This is a genomic window from Acidovorax sp. (assembly GCF_016783915.1).
Lineage (GTDB): Bacteria > Pseudomonadota > Gammaproteobacteria > Burkholderiales > Burkholderiaceae_C > Acidovorax.
The window spans coordinates 1-16,543 of record NZ_JADHVT010000111.1 but is presented as its reverse complement, the minus strand read 5'-3'; the positions used below and the strand labels follow the sequence as shown (position 1 = coordinate 16,543).

At 65.2% G+C, this 16,543-nt stretch carries 16 protein-coding genes and 1 pseudogene; 11 read left to right on the top strand and 6 right to left on the bottom strand.

Annotated elements, in window-relative coordinates:
• From ISS20_RS17780 to ISS20_RS17770, 3 genes and pseudogenes are all read left to right on the top strand, one after another.
• Window positions 1–167, top strand: a pseudogene (locus ISS20_RS17780) (CoA transferase); the annotation flags it as partial.
• Window positions 168–183: 16 nt separating this feature from the next.
• Window positions 184–888, top strand: coding sequence for a DUF1294 domain-containing protein (locus tag ISS20_RS17775; protein WP_291438265.1), 705 nt, complete (start codon window positions 184–186; stop codon window positions 886–888).
• Window positions 889–1,087: 199 nt separating this feature from the next.
• A complete protein-coding gene (locus ISS20_RS17770; RefSeq protein WP_291438264.1) occupies window positions 1,088–1,549 on the top strand; it encodes a hypothetical protein in 462 nt (153 codons plus the stop codon).
• Between the two features lie 77 nt (window positions 1,550–1,626).
• On the opposite strand, the gene ISS20_RS17765 is transcribed toward ISS20_RS17770, so the two are convergent.
• A complete protein-coding gene (locus tag ISS20_RS17765; protein WP_291438263.1) occupies window positions 1,627–4,029 on the bottom strand; it encodes a YgiQ family radical SAM protein in 2,403 nt (800 codons plus the stop codon).
• Window positions 4,030–4,218: 189 nt separating this feature from the next.
• On the opposite strand from ISS20_RS17765, the gene ISS20_RS17760 reads away from it, so the two are divergent.
• Together ISS20_RS17760 and ISS20_RS17755 are read left to right on the top strand one after the other, a co-directional pair.
• Window positions 4,219–5,190, top strand: a complete 972-nt coding sequence (locus ISS20_RS17760; RefSeq protein WP_291438262.1) for a bifunctional helix-turn-helix transcriptional regulator/GNAT family N-acetyltransferase — start codon at window positions 4,219–4,221, stop codon at window positions 5,188–5,190.
• Window positions 5,191–5,253: 63 nt separating this feature from the next.
• On the top strand, window positions 5,254–5,799 hold the full coding sequence (locus ISS20_RS17755) for a GNAT family N-acetyltransferase (RefSeq protein ID WP_291438261.1): 546 nt from the start codon (window positions 5,254–5,256) through the stop codon (window positions 5,797–5,799).
• 45 nt (window positions 5,800–5,844) lie between these two features.
• Here the strand turns inward: ISS20_RS17755 and ISS20_RS17750 are convergent, their stop codons facing one another.
• On the bottom strand, window positions 5,845–6,048 hold the full coding sequence (locus ISS20_RS17750; protein ID WP_291438260.1) for a hypothetical protein: 204 nt from the start codon (window positions 6,046–6,048) through the stop codon (window positions 5,845–5,847).
• A gap of 227 nt (window positions 6,049–6,275) precedes the next feature.
• Here ISS20_RS17750 and ISS20_RS17745 point away from each other — a divergent pair, with 227 nt between their 5' ends.
• From ISS20_RS17745 to ISS20_RS17735, 3 genes are all read left to right on the top strand, one after another.
• Window positions 6,276–6,869, top strand: a complete 594-nt coding sequence (locus ISS20_RS17745; RefSeq protein WP_291438259.1) for a YigZ family protein — start codon at window positions 6,276–6,278, stop codon at window positions 6,867–6,869.
• A 153-nt stretch (window positions 6,870–7,022) separates the two neighbouring features.
• Window positions 7,023–8,438, top strand: a complete 1,416-nt coding sequence (locus tag ISS20_RS17740) for a dihydrolipoyl dehydrogenase (RefSeq protein WP_291438258.1) — start codon at window positions 7,023–7,025, stop codon at window positions 8,436–8,438.
• Between the two features lie 92 nt (window positions 8,439–8,530).
• On the top strand, window positions 8,531–8,746 hold the full coding sequence (locus ISS20_RS17735; RefSeq protein ID WP_291438257.1) for a YjfB family protein: 216 nt from the start codon (window positions 8,531–8,533) through the stop codon (window positions 8,744–8,746).
• Between the two features lie 28 nt (window positions 8,747–8,774).
• Here the strand turns inward: ISS20_RS17735 and ISS20_RS17730 are convergent, their stop codons facing one another.
• Genes ISS20_RS17730 through ISS20_RS17715 form a run of 4 tightly spaced genes read right to left on the bottom strand, consistent with a single transcriptional unit; the run spans window position 8,775 to window position 13,923 of the window.
• Window positions 8,775–9,920, bottom strand: a complete 1,146-nt coding sequence (locus ISS20_RS17730; protein WP_291438256.1) for an FAD-dependent oxidoreductase — start codon at window positions 9,918–9,920, stop codon at window positions 8,775–8,777.
• Window positions 9,921–9,933: 13 nt separating this feature from the next.
• Window positions 9,934–11,496: an amidase family protein gene (locus ISS20_RS17725; protein ID WP_291438255.1), complete on the bottom strand. Its 1,563-nt coding sequence runs from the start codon at window positions 11,494–11,496 to the stop codon at window positions 9,934–9,936.
• 34 nt (window positions 11,497–11,530) lie between these two features.
• Window positions 11,531–12,517 (bottom strand): tripartite tricarboxylate transporter substrate binding protein, encoded by a 987-nt coding sequence (locus ISS20_RS17720; protein WP_291438254.1) that lies wholly within the window; start codon window positions 12,515–12,517, stop codon window positions 11,531–11,533.
• Window positions 12,518–12,558: 41 nt separating this feature from the next.
• On the bottom strand, window positions 12,559–13,923 hold the full coding sequence (locus tag ISS20_RS17715) for a D-serine ammonia-lyase (protein WP_291438253.1): 1,365 nt from the start codon (window positions 13,921–13,923) through the stop codon (window positions 12,559–12,561).
• 93 nt (window positions 13,924–14,016) lie between these two features.
• Between ISS20_RS17715 and ISS20_RS17710 the strand changes: the two genes are divergently transcribed.
• The 3 genes from ISS20_RS17710 to ISS20_RS17700 form a co-directional block, all read left to right on the top strand.
• A complete protein-coding gene (locus tag ISS20_RS17710) occupies window positions 14,017–14,979 on the top strand; it encodes a LysR substrate-binding domain-containing protein (protein WP_291438252.1) in 963 nt (320 codons plus the stop codon).
• A gap of 842 nt (window positions 14,980–15,821) precedes the next feature.
• Window positions 15,822–16,199: a hypothetical protein gene (locus ISS20_RS17705; protein WP_086929095.1), complete on the top strand. Its 378-nt coding sequence runs from the start codon at window positions 15,822–15,824 to the stop codon at window positions 16,197–16,199.
• Between the two features lie 35 nt (window positions 16,200–16,234).
• A partial coding sequence (locus ISS20_RS17700; RefSeq protein ID WP_291438251.1) for a sigma factor occupies window positions 16,235–16,543 on the top strand: 309 nt, incomplete at its 3' end.

The following is a 16,543-nucleotide window of genomic DNA, read 5'->3' as shown; positions in this document are numbered from 1 at the left end:
CCGCCAGCCTGTGCGCCGCTGCAGGCCTGCCCGCCACGGGCGATCCGCAGGTATTGCGCGCCCCCGCCACGCACGCGGCCGTGGCAGCATTCTTGCGCACACAGACCCGCGCGCAGCTGAATGCGTTGGCGGTGGCGCAGGACATTCCATTGCACACCCTGGCCTGAAGGCACTTCCTGACCGATGCAAAAAAATGGCACCGTCATCCGCTGGGATGCCACCCGCGCCTTCGGCTTTATCCGCAGTCCGGACACATCTGCCGACGTGTTCTTTCATGTGCGGGACTACCGGGGCACCACCCCGCCGCGCGAAGGGCTCGCCGTGGTGTATGAGGAAATCCATGTCGGAGGAAAAGGGCCCAGGGCCATGGCGGTGTTGCCCTCGGCGCACGCGGGCGGCCAGCTCCAGCCCCGCGGTGCGGCACCGACGCAACCGCCCCCTGCGCACCCAATGCGGCGCGCGCCGGCGCAGCGCGCAGGTCAACCTCAGGCCCCAACACGCAGACGCCCTGTGGCACCAAGCGAACCCGCCAACCCAGCGGGCTCGGCGCTGATACGGCTACTCATGCTGGGCTGGCTGGCCTTGCTGGTATGGGGCTTCTGGGCAGGCCGGCTTCCGTGGTGGGTGCTGGGCGCGGCGGCGGGCGTCAACCTCCTCACGTTTCTGGTCTACGCCATCGACAAAAGCGCCGCGCAAAACGGCCAGTGGCGCACCAAGGAAAGCCACCTGCACCTGCTGAGCCTAGCAGGCGGCTGGCCGGGCGCATGGTTTGCCCAACAGTGGCTGCGGCACAAGTCCCGCAAGGCGGAGTTTCGCGCAGTGTACTGGGCGACGGCGGTGCTGCATTGCGCAGCTTTGGGGGCCTGGCTGGGCGGATGGCTGCGCTAGCAATGCCCACAAAAATATCAATTTTGACAGCAAAAAACCCATGAAACACTAGCGCTTGAGGCACTTTTGGTTCACGCTGTAGCGACCCTATCTCCTACGCCGCATAGTGGGCTGACGCACAGATGGCCCGCTGACCTACACGGCGCGATGGGGCGCCCGGTTTCAATCCCAAAGGTCTGAAACACCTCGGGAGATGCCCATGAAACCCCTCATCCTTGACTCGACCATGACCACCATGGGCGGCGTGTTCTACCCCACCGGCCAGGTGTTCGCACTGTTCCCCGACGAGGACTGTGCGCGGCAGGCCGCACTGGCATTGCAGGCCGCAGGCCATCAGGGAGACATCGCCTACGCCAGCCCCGAGGTCATCCTGCAGGAGATCGTTCACACGCTGGGCAGCGCAGATGCACCACTGCCCTCTGTAGGGGCCGAAGGTGACATGGTGCGACGCATTGCCGACCTGGCGGGCACAGGCCACCACGGCATGCTGATCGCCATGGCCGAGAAGGATGGTACCGACGCACTGGTGGCGGCCATTGCCCCCGAAGGCGCGGTCACAGCGTTCTATTACCGCACCTTCATCATCGAAGACCTGATCACCCAGCCCGCCGGTGATGGCCCGCAATCGGTGGTGGTAGGCACCCACGCAGCGGAGGGCTGAAAGCTACGCAGCACGTCTCACTGACCTGCGCCACCTGCAGCCACTGCAAATGGCCCAGGACGCCAGATCGCCAGATGTCAGCGGGGCTTGCGTGCAGACGGTTTCGCGGCGCCCGTGACGCGCGGCGGCAGGCCCGTGTGCTGGGTCAGCATGCGGCCCTTCTGCGGTTGCCCGGGCTTCGCAGGCTTGACCGGAGCGGCCATGGCGCTCTTCACGCCGGTGGGCGTGGAGTTCTTGCGGCGCGCGCTCTGGTAGCCGCCGTCCGTCAAGGGCTGGAAGGTCGGGATCAGGTGGTGTTTGCCGTTGCCGATCAGATCCGCCCGGCCCATGGCCTTGAGCGCCTCGCGCAACAGCGGCCAGTTGTTCGGATCGTGGTAGCGCAAGAAGGCCTTGTGCAGACGGCGGCGCTTTTCGCCGCGCACGATGTCCACAGACTCCTCCGCCTCGTCGCGCATCTGGCGGCGCACGCGGGTCAGCGTGTTGCGCCCCGAGTGGTACATGGCTGTGGCTGTGGCCATGGGGCTGGGGTAGAAAGTCTGCACCTGGTCGGCGCGAAAGCCGTTCTTCTTCAGCCAGATGGCGAGGTTCATCATGTCCTCGTCGCTGGTGCCGGGGTGCGCAGCGATGAAGTAAGGGATCAGGAACTGTTTCTTGCCCGCCTCTTCGCTGAACTTCTCGAACATCTGCTTGAACTTGTCATAGCTGCCGATGCCCGGCTTCATCATCTTGGTGAGCGGGCCCTGCTCGGTGTGCTCGGGCGCGATCTTCAGGTACCCACCCACGTGGTGCTGAACCAGCTCCTTCACGTACTCAGGGCTCTTTACCGCCAGGTCATAGCGCAGGCCCGAGCCGATGAGGATCTTCTTGATACCCTTTAAAGCGCGGCCACGGCGGTAGATCTTGATCAGCGGGCCGTGGTCGGTAGTGAGGTTCTGGCAGATGCCAGGGTAGACACAGCTCGGCTTGCGGCAGGCGGCTTCAATCTCGGGCGAGCGGCAGCCCAGGCGGTACATATTGGCCGTGGGGCCGCCCAGGTCGCTGATGGTGCCGGTGAAGCCCTTGACCTTGTCGCGAATGTCTTCAATCTCCTGAATGATCGAATCCTCGGACCGGCTCTGGATGATGCGGCCCTCATGCTCGGTGATCGAGCAGAACGTGCAGCCGCCAAAGCAGCCGCGCATGATATTGATGGAGAACCGGATCATCTCCCAGGCGGGGATCTTGGTCGCGCCATCGTGGCTACCGTTTTCATCGGCGTAGCTGGGGTGCGGGCCGCGCGCATAAGGCAGGTCAAACACGTAGTCCATCTCGGCCGTGGTCAGCGGGATGGGGGGTGGGTTGATCCATACATCGCGCGCCGTAACGCCTTCGCCGTGCGCCTGCACCAGTGCACGGGCGTTGCCGGGGTTGGTCTCCAGATGCAGCACGCGGTTGGCGTGGGCATAGAGCACAGGGTCGCTTTTGACCTGCTCGTAGCTGGGCAGGCGGATCACGCTCTTCTCGCGCGGGGGCACTTTGAGCTTGGCCTTGAGCGCCGGATTGGCAACAAACTGGATCGGCTGAATGACAGGGTTGGGGCTGTTTTGGCCGGTAGCGCTCGTGTTATTTGCAGCACCCGCTACAGAATCAGTAGCACTCCCATCCTCTTTGCTGCAGGTGCTGCCTTGGGCCGCAGCCTGCTCGCTGGTGGTCATGTAGGGGTTGATGTGCGCTTCTACGCGGCCGGGTTCGTCCACCGTGGTGGAGTCGATCTCGAACCAGCCCTTGCCGCTTTCATCGTCGGGTCGGCGCACAAAGGCCGTTCCACGCACATCGGTGATCTGCTCCACCGGCTCACGCGCTGCAATGCGGTGGGCCACTTCAACGAGCGCACGCTCAGCGTTGCCATATAGCAGCAGGTCGCACTTGCTGTCCACAACGATGGAGCGGCGCACCTTGTCACTCCAGTAGTCGTAGTGCGCAATGCGACGCAGGCTGCCTTCGATGCCGCCCAGGATGATGGGCACGTCCTTATATGCCTCTCGGCAGCGCTGGCTGTAGACGATGGCTGCGCGGTCGGGCCGCTTGCCGCCAATGTCGCCGGGGGTGTAGGCGTCGTCGCTGCGGATCTTCCGGTCGGCGGTGTACCGGTTGATCATCGAATCCATGTTGCCCGCTGTCACGCCCCAGAACAGGTTGGGCTTGCCCAGCGCCTTGAAGGGTTCGGCGCTCTGCCAGTCGGGCTGGGCAATGATGCCCACGCGAAAGCCCTGGGCCTCCAGCGTGCGGCCGATCACGGCCATGCCGAAGCTGGGGTGGTCCACGTACGCGTCGCCCGTCACCAGGATGATGTCGCAGCTGTCCCAGCCCAGTTTCTCCATCTCGGCGCGGCTCATCGGCAGGAACGGAGCCGTGCCAAAGCGCTTGGCCCAGTACGGACGGTAGCTGGTCAAGGGCTTTGCGGCACGCGCAAAAAAGGAGACGTCAACGGGGGCGTTCATGCAGTGGGAGGGCGGCCACCCCATGGGTCAACGGGGCATCGTGGGGCGCGGCTGTGGTGGGTAACCTGTGATTTTACGGCGGCACGCCGTTTTTGTCGCTGAACCGGCCTTGCCCCTGCGCCTAGGAGGTCTTGACCCACGTGGAGCATATACTTGCCAACGTCAATCAATTACATGACAAAGGCAATTATGAAAAAGCCTGTCGAACCCTCTCATCCACCCGAATCCCCTGCCCCGGTGCCCGCCAGTGCCGTCAAGGCGGTGCGCCGGTTCAACCGCTTCATCACCCGTCGCATTGGCGTGCTGGACCCTTACCTGGGCAGCAAGATGTCGCTGACCGACGTGCGCGTGCTCTACGAGCTGGCCCATCGCGAGGCCCCTGTGGCCAGCGAACTCGCGCGGGAATTGGGGCTGGACGGCGGGTACATGAGCAGGATATTGCGGCGTTTTGAACAGGCAGGATGGATAGAACGGCACGCCAGCGCCCAGGACGCACGACAAAGCCTGGTCGCGCTCACCCCTGCCGGGCGCGAGGCGTTCGAGCCGCTGCAACAGCGCTCGCGCGACGAAGCCGCCGCCCTGCTCGCCCCTTTGCTCCCCGCGCGGCGCCAAGAGGTGGTGGATGCCATGGAGCGGATTGAAACCCTGCTGTCCTCCGCCTCCCACACGGCAGGTGGCCCCCGCGTCGCCGTGCTGCGCGACCCGCTGCCGGGCGACATGGGCTGGGTCGTGCAGCAGCATGGCAAGATCTATTGGCGCGAATATGGCTGGGACAGCCGTTTTGAAGCGCTGGTGGCGGACATCGCAGCACAGTTTTTGCGCAAGTTCCAGCCCGCGTGGGAAAAAGCCTGGATCGCCGAACTGGACGGCGAGCGCGTGGGCTCAGTGTTTGTGGTGCGCAAATCGGCCATCACGGCGCAGCTGCGCATGCTCATCCTCAGCCCCAAAGCCCGCGGCCTCGGCCTGGGCGCCCGCCTGACCGACGAATGCATTGCCTTTGCGCGTGCAAAAGGTTACAAAAAGATGGTGTTGTGGACCAACAGTTGCCTGACGGCTGCGCGCGGCATCTACGGCCACCGCGGCTTCCAGCTGGTCAAAACCGAGCCCTACGAAGACTTTGGTCAGCAATTGGTGGGAGAGACTTGGGAGCTGAGGCTTTGAATTGACGCAACGCCGCGCATCCCCGGGAGAGTCGCGCTCAGCATGAGACAACGGAGTATCTCCATGACCTTGTCCAACCGGCTTCTTATTCGCCCCGTCACCCCCGGCGACGACTTGGCACGCCTCACCGCCCTCATACATTCTGCCTACGCACCCCATGCGCAACAGGGCCTGCGCTACTGGGGCACCCACCAGTCCGTGGAAGATACGGCAAAGCGGTTTGCTTCAGGCACAGGGCTGGTGATGCTGGACGGCGATGACTATGTGGGCACCGCCACGCTGCGACCGCCTCAGCCCGAGTCCTCAGTGCCGCTGTACCGTGACCCTGGGGTGTGGTCGTTATGCCAGTTCTGCATCACCCCCGGAGCCAAAGGCCAAGGTTACGGCAAACGGCTGCACACCTATGCCCTGGACTATGCCCGCCGAGCCGGCGCCCGGGTGATGGCGCTGGACACCGCGCAACCCGCTACCGCGTTGATAGCGATGTATGAATCCTGGGGTTATCGGGTGGTGGGCGACTGCGACTGGCGCCCTTTGACCAACTACACCAGCGCGCTCATGGCACGCGACATGGACACAGCAGAGGACTGTGCAGGCAGCACTGGCTGAAAACACAAGCCACTGCGCGGTCAGTCACCTCACGCAGGAGCCGCTTCACCACTCACCGATTTCCCGCACGCGCTGCGCCAGATCCGGCATCGCGTCGTCGTCCTGCCCTTCCAGCTGGCTTGGCGCCGCACCGGTCGATGCCAGCGCGCTGGAGTCCGATGCCTCAGAGCCCGAGGGAGAGATGAAACGGCCAAACAGATGGCTGGCGAGGGAGATAGGCAAAGGTGCAGGCAGCGGAGTGGCAAACATGGGGAGTCCTTTTCTGATGGCCTGAGTGCTTTCAAATGCGTAGCAACAGCGTAGGCCATAGCAACAAGTCCGCAGTGTAGGAACGCACGCCTACGGCGTGTGTGACAGAACGCACATTCCAGACAAGGTTCATAGCGTTCAGTCCCCGTCAACGGCAGGGCGTGTGACTTTCGTCACAGATGGCCAGGGGCGTGTACGCCCGGGCGCCGCCGTACACTCACCGCCCCATGCCCCAGACCCTGGCTGCGCCCGCGCACAGCGAACTCATCATCAAGAAAAGCCGCTTCATCGGTTGCGTGCAGCCCATGGCCGACCGCGCCAGCGCGCAGGCGGCAGTGGATGCGCTGTGGAAGCAACACCCTGGCGCAGCCCATATCTGCTGGGCGCTACTGGCGGGCGGACAGTCGGCTGCAGTGGACGACGGCGAGCCCGGCGGCACCGCCGGCCGCCCTATGCTGGACGTGTTGCGCCACCAGGATCTGGAAGGCGTGCTGGCCACGGTGGTGCGCTACTTTGGCGGCGTCAAGCTGGGCGCGGGCGGCCTAGTGCGCGCCTACACCGACACCGTTGCCCAGGCACTGCTGACGGCCCCCAAGGTCACGCTGCAGCGCATGGCCCTGTTGCAGTGCCAGGTGCCGTATTCCCTCGAAGGCCTGCTGCGCCGCGAGATTGAGGCTGCGGGTGCCGAACTGGTCGACGTGCAGCATGGCACCCTTGTCAGCCTGCAACTGCGCCTTCCCCAAACACAAGCCGTCCCTTTCGTGCAGCGCATCAACGACCACGGGCAAGGCCGTGTGGGCTGGACGGAACCCGAGGTCTGACAGCACTCAGCAACTCGGCCCCAAAGGCCTGCAAGGCCGGCGTACCCAGGCACGCCTGAGCCAGGCACAGCATCACACAAACGGCCTATGCGCCTACAGCGGTGCGGCGGTTCGCGCTTCACACTTCGGCTTTTCAGACACCGAGGGAGTCCCATGGCCCAACCGCTCGACACCATCATCATTGGCGCAGGCACGGCGGGCCTGGCCGCCCTGCGCGAAGTGCGCAAACGCACCGACCGCTACCTCATCGTCAACGAAGGCCCGTGGGGCACCACCTGCGCTCGCGTCGGCTGCATGCCATCCAAGACGCTGATCGAGGCGGCCAACGCCTTCCACCGCCGCCACACCTTTGAAGAATTTGGCCTGCGGGGCGCGAGCGCGGTGACCGCCGACCTGCCCGCAGTGCTGCGGCGCGTGCGCGCCCTGCGCGACGACTTCGTGGAGGGCGCCCTCAAAGCGACCAGTGGACTGGGCAGCGCCCAGGTGTCTGGGCGCGCAACGCTGCTGGGGCCGCGTTCGGTGGACATCGACGGCACGGCCTACGCAACGCGCAGCATCATCATCGCCACCGGGTCGCGCCCCAGCGTGCCAGAAGAATGGCTGGCGTTTGGCGACCGCATGCTTACCACCGACACCCTGTTCGAGCAGCCCATGCTCGGCCCGCGCATTGCAGTCATCGGCATGGGGCCGATTGGTGTGGAGATTTCGCAGGCCCTTGCGCGGCTGGGCCTGCAGGTGGCTGCATTCACCAGCAGCCACACGCTGGCCGGCCTGAGCGACCCGGAGCTCAACGCTGAACTGACAGCCTTGCTCAAGAAGGACATGGTGCTGCACATGGGTGCCGAAGCGCAACTGCGCGAAGTGCCCGGCGGCATTGAAGTCGCCAGCGGCAGCAACCGCGTGGTGGTGGACCAGGTCATTGCCGCCATGGGCAGGGTACCCAACATTGAACACCTGGGCCTGGAGACACTGGGCGTGCCTCTGGACCAGCGGGGCCTGCCCGCCGTGGACCCACAAACCCAGCAAATTGGCGATTTGCCGGTGTTTCTGGCGGGAGATGCCAATACCCATACCCCGCTTCTGCACGAGGCAGCGGACGAAGGCCATATTGCGGGCATGAACGCCCTGGCCACCACACCCAACCGCTTTCGGCGCCGTACCTTGCTGTCGATCGTTTTTGCCGACCCCAACATCGCCGTCGTGGGACCGCGCGTGGCCGACATGGACCCGCACAGCACCGTCATCGGCATCGCCGGCTATGCAAACCAAGGCCGCGCCCGTACCGCCCAACGCAACCATGGACGCCTGTGCGTCTATGCAGATCACGTCAGCGGCCGCCTGCTGGGCGCCGAGCTATGCGCCCCCGATGGCGAGCACCTGGCACACCTACTGGCCCTGGCCGTGCAGCAGCAACTGACGGTGCATGACCTCCTGGGTATGCCCTTCTACCATCCCACTCTGGAAGAAGGCCTGCGCACGGCATTGCGCGACGCGGCCCGCCAACTGCCACACACCCGCGATTCCGACCTGGCCGCCTGCGCAGCGCTGGGTGTGCCTGCGCTGGACTAGTCGAAGCCGGAGCCAGAGACTGCTGAACGTGTAACAACACTCAAGCCTCGTGCTGAGATGCCGATAACCCGCCATTGCCCCAAGGAGTCACCATGGACGTCGCCCTCGCCAACAGCATCGTCAACACCGCCACCAACCTGGCCAGCGCCAAGACGTCGGACGCCCTGAACATGGTGGTGCTGAAAAAAGCGCTGGACATGCAGGCCGTCTCCGCCGCTACCATGATCGACGCCATGCAACAGTCGATGCCACAGCCCGCACTGGCCACCAGCGGCACGCTGGGCACCAACGTCAATACTTTCGCATGAGGGGCTGAGCCCCCTCCGCTTGCGCGGCTCAGCGCAAACGCGCAGGCGACAGCCCCTCCGGCCGCACGCCCTCCCGCGCCAGTTCCTCTGCCAGCGGCTCGCCCCGCAACAGCTGCCGTGCCAACAACGAGGCGCCCGCAGCACTCTGAATCCCATACCCACCCTGCCCGGCCAGCCAGAAAAAGCCGGGCACATGGTTGTCCCAGCCAATCACCATGTCGCCATCGGGCACAAACGAGCGCAGCCCGGCCCAGGTGTGCGACGGGCGGCGGATCTGAAAGGTAGTCATTTCCTCGATGTGATAAATCCCGGTGGCCACGTCGAGCTCTTCCGGCACCACATCGTGCGGATGTGTAGGGTCGGCATTGGCCGGTGAGCCCAGTAGTTGCCCCGCGTCGGGCTTGAAGTAAAAACTCTCGTCGATGCCGATCACCGCAGGCCAGTGGGTAGCGTCCATGCCCTCGGGTACCGGGAAGGTGAATGCCGTGCGGCGGCGCGGCTCCAGCCCGATGGGTGGTACACCGGCCAGGCCCGCCACCACATCGGCCCAGGCACCCGCAGCATTGACGATGGTGGGGGCAGCAAACACCCGCCCATCGGCCAGCGTCACTTGCCATACATCACCTTCGCGGCGCACGGCCGTGACCTCGGCGTTCGTCAGCACTTGGCCGCCGCGCTGGCGCAGGCCGCGCAGGTAGCCCTGGTGCAGGGCATTCACATCAATGTCCGCCGCCTCGGGCTCGCTCATACAGGCAGCCACGGCCTCGGGTTTAAGGCAAGGCAGCATCGCCAGCAATTCGGCCCGCTCCACCCACTGCACATTGGGCGAAATGGCATGCGCTTCGTCGTAGGTCTGCTTGAGCAGATCCAGCTGACCAGGCCCCGCCACATAGACCACGCCCCGGGGCGAGAGGATGGGGCCGGCGCCAAACTCGGGCGGCGGCGCATCGTAGAACGCGCGGCTGGCCCGGGTCAGCGCCTGGATGTTGGGGGTGCCATAGGTCGCCATGTAGAGCGCGGCCGAACGGCCGGTGGTGTGGTAGCCGGGCTGCGATTCACGCTCCAGCAGCAGCACACTAGCGCCCTGCCCTGCGGCGCCGGGCTGCACCAGTTGCCAGGCCACGGAGGCCCCGGCAATGCCCGCGCCGATGACGATGGTGTCTACGGTTTGCATCTGCTCCTCCTGCTCAAACGGCCGACACCTGTGCGGCTGATGCCGCACGGTCGTCACGCGGCAGGCTGCGGGCGTCGCGGGTTTCGGGTGCCACGGTCACGATGGAGGTCAGCGCGGGTTCGGCATTGGTTTGCATCAGCTTGGCGATGTCGGGCCGGGGCCGTGCCAGCCCTGCAATGCCCTTGAACGCCTGCTCCAGTGCATGCCCCACGCCCAGCGTGTGGCGGTCGGCACGGAACCGGCCAACGATCTGCAGGCCAAATGGCATCCCAGCGTCGTCCAGCCCGCACGGCAGGCTCAGCGCCGGGTGGGTGGTGAGCGTGGTCACATAAGTCAACGCCAGCCATCGGTAGTAGTTGGCCTGCGGCTCGCCGTTGATATGGCTGGCAAACAGCTGGGTCCACGCAAACGGCAACACCGGCGTAGTGGGCGCCAGGATCACGTCGTACTCTTCGTACAGCTTCTGGAACCGCGCCAGGATCCGTGTCTGCTCGGCCTGCGCCCAAGCGCTGTCCAGCAGCGTCATGGCGGCGCCCATTTCGTAGTTGGCGCGGGTGTTGGGGCCCAGGCTGGCGGGGTCGCGCTCGTAGGCCTCGCGCGTGCTTGCCACAAAAGCTTCGGCTCTCAGTACGTCAAAACAGCGATGCACATCACCAAGGTCGATGGCGATGGCGTCGCAACGCGCAAACAGATGCTTCATGGCCTGCACCTTCTGGCGGAATACCGTGCGGATGTCGTTGTCCACAGCGCAAGCGCCGAAGTCTTCGGTATAGGCCACGCGCAGGCGGCTCAGATCCACCGTTTCGGGCAGCAGGAAACTCATGGGGTCCAGCGGGTAGCTCAGCGGGTCGCCCGCCGACATGCCTGCCGTGGCAGCCAGTTGCAGGCAGGCCTCTTCCACCGTGCGGCCCATGGGGCCCACCACCGAAATGGGCGTCCAGCCCAGCAGCTTGCGCGAGCTGGGCACCACCCCGGGCGATGGCCGGAAGCCCACCACGCCACAAATGGACGCCGGGATGCGCAGCGACCCGCCCGTGTCCGACCCCGTGCACACCGGCAGCATGTCGCACGCCAGCGCAGCGGCCGATCCGCCCGACGAGCCCCCAGCGTTCAGGTTAGGGTTGAACGGATTGCCCGTAGCGCCCCACACGGTGTTGCGCGAATTGGCGCCCGCCCCCAACTCGGGGATGTTGGTCTTGCCCGTGACGATGGCGCCCGCCGCGCGCAAGCGCGCCACCAGCACGTTGTCCTCGGCCGGAATGTGCTCACGGTAGATCTGCGATCCATAGGTGGTCAGCAAGCCCGCCGTGGCCTCCAGGTCCTTCACGCCCATGGGCAGGCCATGCAGCAGGCCCAGTGGTTCGCCGCGCAGCACGGCTTGCTCGGCCGCTTTGGCCTCGGTGCGGGCGCGGTCGTAACAGGTGGCCGTGACGGCATTCACATGCGGGTTCACCGCCTCGATGCGGGCGATGCAGGCATCAAACAGTTCGACAGGAGAAATCTCGCGCGTGCCGATGTGATGGCGCAGTTCGTTGGCGGTCAGCTCAACCAGGGCTTGGGGGCTTGTTGTGGTCATCTCGGGCTTGTCTCCTTGTTCTGGTCACACGGGTTCAGTCTGCGGTGATGGCGGCACGCTGTGCAATGGCACGCATCAGCGGCAGCTCCTTGTCGATCAGCTCGGCCAACACCTTGGACGAAGCATAGGACGGCTCAAACCCCACGGCGATCATCTTGTCACGCGTTTCGGGATCTGACACCACCTGGGCCAGCGCCAGCTCCAGCCGCGACTTCACGGCCGGTGGCAGGCCACGCGGCGCCACCATGGCCAGCCAGGTGTCCATCTCCAGGCCGGGGTAGCCACTCTCCGCCAACGTGGGCACCTTGGGCAGCAGGGCCGAGCGTTTGCCGGAGGTCACCGCAATGGCTTTGATCTTGCCGTCCTTGAGCTGCGGCAGCGCGGCCGATACGGTGTCCACCGTGAACGGGATCTGCCCGCCGAGCAGGTCGGTCATGGCAGGCGCACTGCCCTTGTAGGGCACATGCTGGATCTTGAGACCCGCCGCGTGGAAGAACATCTCGCCCGCAAACTGCGAGGTGGTGCCCGTGCCGAACGAGCCATACGAATACTTGTCGGGCGCCGCCTTCACCAGGGCCACGAACTGCTTCAGGTCGTTGGCCTGCACATCCTTGTTGGCCAGCAGAATCAACCCCGTGCGGCCCGTGATGCCAATGGGCTCAAAGCTCTTGATCGGGTCATACGGCAGCTTGGCGCGCACGGCGGGGTTGACGGTGAAGGTGGTGCCCGAACTCATGAGCAGCGTGTAGCCATCCGGCGCCGCCCGCGCCACCGACGTCGCACCGATCACCGTGCCCGCCCCCGCGCGGTTGTCGATCACCACGCTCTGGCCCAGCTTGTCGCCCAGCTTCTTGCCAATCAGCCGCCCCAGCACATCGGTGGCGCCACCGGGCGGGAACGGAATCACCAGCGTGATCGGCTTGGTGGGGAAGGCGGCCTCCTGCGCCATGGCCGGAGCCCATGCAGTGGCCCCCAGGGCGGCACAGAGTACAGCAGACAAAAGCAGTTGCTTGCGGTTCATGACATGGCTCCGGATCAAAGTGAAAAGAAACTGGCGGGCCATCAGGCCTGCGCTGCGAGCACAGCCCGCCCGCGCTGTACAAAACCCTGGTACTGCACATCGGGCACCAGCAGGCCGCCCGTGGTCCACACCAGGTGCGTGGCCTGGTGCAGCACCGCGTCGATGCCCGTGTTGCGCAGCCAGGCCTGCCCGGCCGTGGTGCCGGTCAACATGGCCGGGCCGCTGAAGCCTGCCGCAGCCGAGGGCTCAATGCGCTCGCCCAGGGCATCCAGCACCAGCACCAGCTGCGCAAACAAGGTGTCATCGGTCACAGTGAACACGCCCGACAGCAGTGGCTGCATCAGCTCGGCGGCCAGCAGCGACGCACGCGGCACTGCCAGGCCATCGGCCTCAGTGCGGTTGGTCAGGCCCCAGTCGTACACCGACGGGTGACCGCCTGCCCCTTGGGATGAGTCCGCCAGCATCTGCACCAAAAAGCACGGCGACTGCACCGGCTCTGCAAAAAAACAATGCACATGTGGCCCCAGCACCTGCCGAAGGCCAAAGGTGATGCCCGCAGGCGCGCCGCCCACGCCACAGGGCAGGTACACGATGAGCGGGTGTTCTGCATCCACCACCACGCCCTGCTCTGCCAGCTGCTGTTGCAGATGCAGTGCCGCTGCGCTGTAGCCCAGCAGCAGCGAAAACGATTGCTCGTCGTCCACAAAGTGGCACAGGGGGTTGCCGGCTGCCTCGGCACGGCCTGCGGCCACAGCGCGTTCGTAGTCGCCCGTGTGCTCTACCACCTGCACTCCGCGCTGGCGCAGGCGGTCCTTCTTCCACTCCTTCGCATCGGCCGACATATGCACCATGGCCTGGAAGCCCAGGGCAGATGCCACCGCACCAATGCTCATCCCCAGGTTGCCGGTTGAGCCCACCGCCACCTGGTAGCGGCCCAGCACCTCGCGCCCCTCTGGTGTGGCGAGCGCGCGGTAGTCGCCGCCGGGCAACACCAGCCCATGCTGCAGCGCCAGCCCCTCGGCAAACTCCAGCACCTCGTGCATGCCGCCGCGCGCCTTGATGGACCCCGCCACGGGCAGACTGTGGTCGGCCTTGATGAACAAGCGGCCCTGCCCCTCGGCCCAGCCCAGGGAGGGTTGCAATGCGTCTGCGGGCAGCAGAGGCGACTCCACCACCCCACCGGTCGCGGCCAGCTCGGGAAACACGTCTGCCAACAACCTGGCGAAACGGGCAAGACGGGCAACAGCCGCCTGCGTATCATCCAGACTAATGGTTCTCCCTAGTGCTGAAAGCGCTGCGGCTGGCTGTGCCTGTCGGGCCGGATTGCTCCACAAAGCGGGCTGGGCGTTACGCAGACGTATGGTCAGCATGGAGTCTGCAGTGTTTTGGGGGGCAGCAATCGTCATGGCGCATTTGTCTCGAAAAGTCTTGCCCGCATTCTTCGCCGGTCATGCACCCGTCACAACGCATTTATATTGAGCACCGCATTAGTTTTAATAATGGATATTCGCCTCTCCCCTTCTCTGCTCGCCTGGCTGCGCAGTTTTGATGCAGCAGCCCGCCACGGCAGCTTTACCAAGGCAGCGGCCGAGCTACGCATCACCCAGGGCGCCGTCAGCCAGCAGGTCAAGCAGCTTGAAGACTGGCTGCGCCGCCCGCTGTTCCTGCGCACCCCGCGCGCGCTGGTGCCCACGCCCGAGGGCAAATGGCTGGCCGTGGTACTGCGCGAGAGCTTTGACGCCATCGAAAGCACCCTGGCCCAGATGCGACAGCCCGCAGAGGCCGCCACCGCCACGCTGAGCTGCTCACCGTCCTTCGCCATGAGCTGGCTCACCCCCCGGTTGGGCGACTTCTTCCGCCAGCACCCTCACACCGGGCTGCGCGTGTTTGGCGAGTTCCACACGCTGGACCGCACCCGCATGGTGCGCGAAGGCGTGGAGGCTGCCCTGCGCTTCGACCTGGGTGGCTACCGCGACCTGACCGCCATCGTGTTCCTGGATGAATGGCTCATCCCCGTGGCCAGCCCCGAGTTCGTGGCCCGCCACCCGCCCGTCACCCAGCCGCAAGACCTGCAAGGTGACTGGCTGCTGCACGACGGCAGCGCCTGGGACGGCGCCGACACGTACGAAGAATGGCAACACTGGTTTGCGCAAGTGGGCGCCCCGCCGCCGTCATGGACAGGCGGCCAGCAGTTCAACCTTTCGCAACTCGCCCTGGGGGCCGCGCTGGCAGGCCAAGGCATCGCCATGGGTCGCGCGGCGCTGGTGCTTCAGGACGTGAAGGCCGGACGCCTGGTGCCGCTGCTGGGGCGCAGCGTTTTGTCGCGCGCGGCGTATTCGTTTGTGACTACGACGCACCCCAGCCCTGCGATGCAGCTGGTGCGAGATTGGCTGGGGGATGAGGCGCTGCGGTTTTGTGGGGAGCGGGCGCAGGTGCTACCGCCGCCACTGGGTGCCAAGTAGCTGAGTAGGTCAGATTAGCGCAGCGAAACTGGCGCACTAGGCACCCGGGAGGTGTCGGGGTATGCCGAATGGGTCAACGCGACTACTGCGGTTAAAAATTCGGGGTTTTTGGCCCCTGGTGCTTATTGAGCAAGCGCTAGCAGCTATTGTTTTTGACCGATTCGTGGCTTCACTGCCAGTGAATTCTGAGACAACTGACCCTGTGACGCGGTCCGCCCATTCACTACGAAAGTCTGAGGCAGTAGCCCACAGCCGGTCACTCGCGTACAGTCACAGCGGCAATGTTTGAGACAACAAGGACGACCGCTTCAGGCTGACGACGGTCGTTCGATTTCTTGGAGCCAATGGCCGCTCCGGCCCATACCGTGGCGGAAAGACACTAGCCTGGGGCGCATACACTAAAGGCAACGTTTGCCCTAGGGTGAGTCTGCAGAGCGGGTGGGCCATTGGCTGGCTGCTCGCAACCTGCCGCTGCGCAATGTTCTTTTGGACCGGGAGAGTCAGGCGCTGAAGGCATTTGAACAGCGAGGACTCCCGACCACGCTGTTTTTAGACGCCACGGGACGGTTGATCAACACGCGAACGGGCGAGCTTTCGGCATCGACGCTGGCTGAGAAGCTCGGATCCATCACTACCAGTGGCCCCTCACCCTTGAAGGCCCCTTGATCATCGCCCTATCGTCGACCGGCGCGTGCAGTTGCTCCATCGGTACAGTGTTGCCCAAGGCGTCAACGCAAAGACCGAACCGGTCCGCGCCGCAAATTGTTGGAAATCATTGGAATAGACAGGCACTGCCGTGCGTCTATGCAGTGTCTTTTCCACTTTTCCTTCAAAGGACTCCCATGAACAAGCACCTCGTCTCGACTCTCGTTCTCGCCATCGCCGCCGCGTCGGCTGGCTTCGCCCAGGCTGCCGCCCCAGTGAAGACGGCCGGCGGCATGCTGGTCAACACCAGCGGCATGACGCTCTACACCTTCGACAACGACACCGCCGGCAGCGGCAAGAGCGCCTGCAACGGCCCGTGCGCCGGACTGTGGCCGCCGGTGATGGCGGAAGCGGACGCGAAGCCCGAAGGCGACATGACCCTTGTCACGCGAGACGACGGCACCAAGCAGTGGGCCTACAAGGGCAAGCCGGTCTACCTCTATAAGTCCGACATGAAGGCCGGCGACATGACCGGCGACAACTTCAAGAACGTCTGGCACGTCATCAAGCCCTGATCAGGCTGGTCGGCACGAGGACGAACTTCCAGCCCATGCGCGCACAGGACGAAGCCGCGATCGTCGCCTGCATTCCCGGCCTGCGCCGTTACGCGCGCGGGCTGGTGTCGGACGCCACGCGTGCCGACGACCTGGTGCAGGACACGTTGGAGCGGGCGTGGAGCCGGTTCTCGCTCTGGCAGAAACGCGGAGACGTCCGGGCCTGGATGTTCGGCATCATGCACAACCATTTCATCGACGGCGTACGCGCCAGGGGCAGCCGACCCGAGGACAGCGCAGGCGACGACCTGCCCGAAATCCCGCAGCGCGCCAGCCAGTCCGACGGCATCGAGGTCCGCGACCTG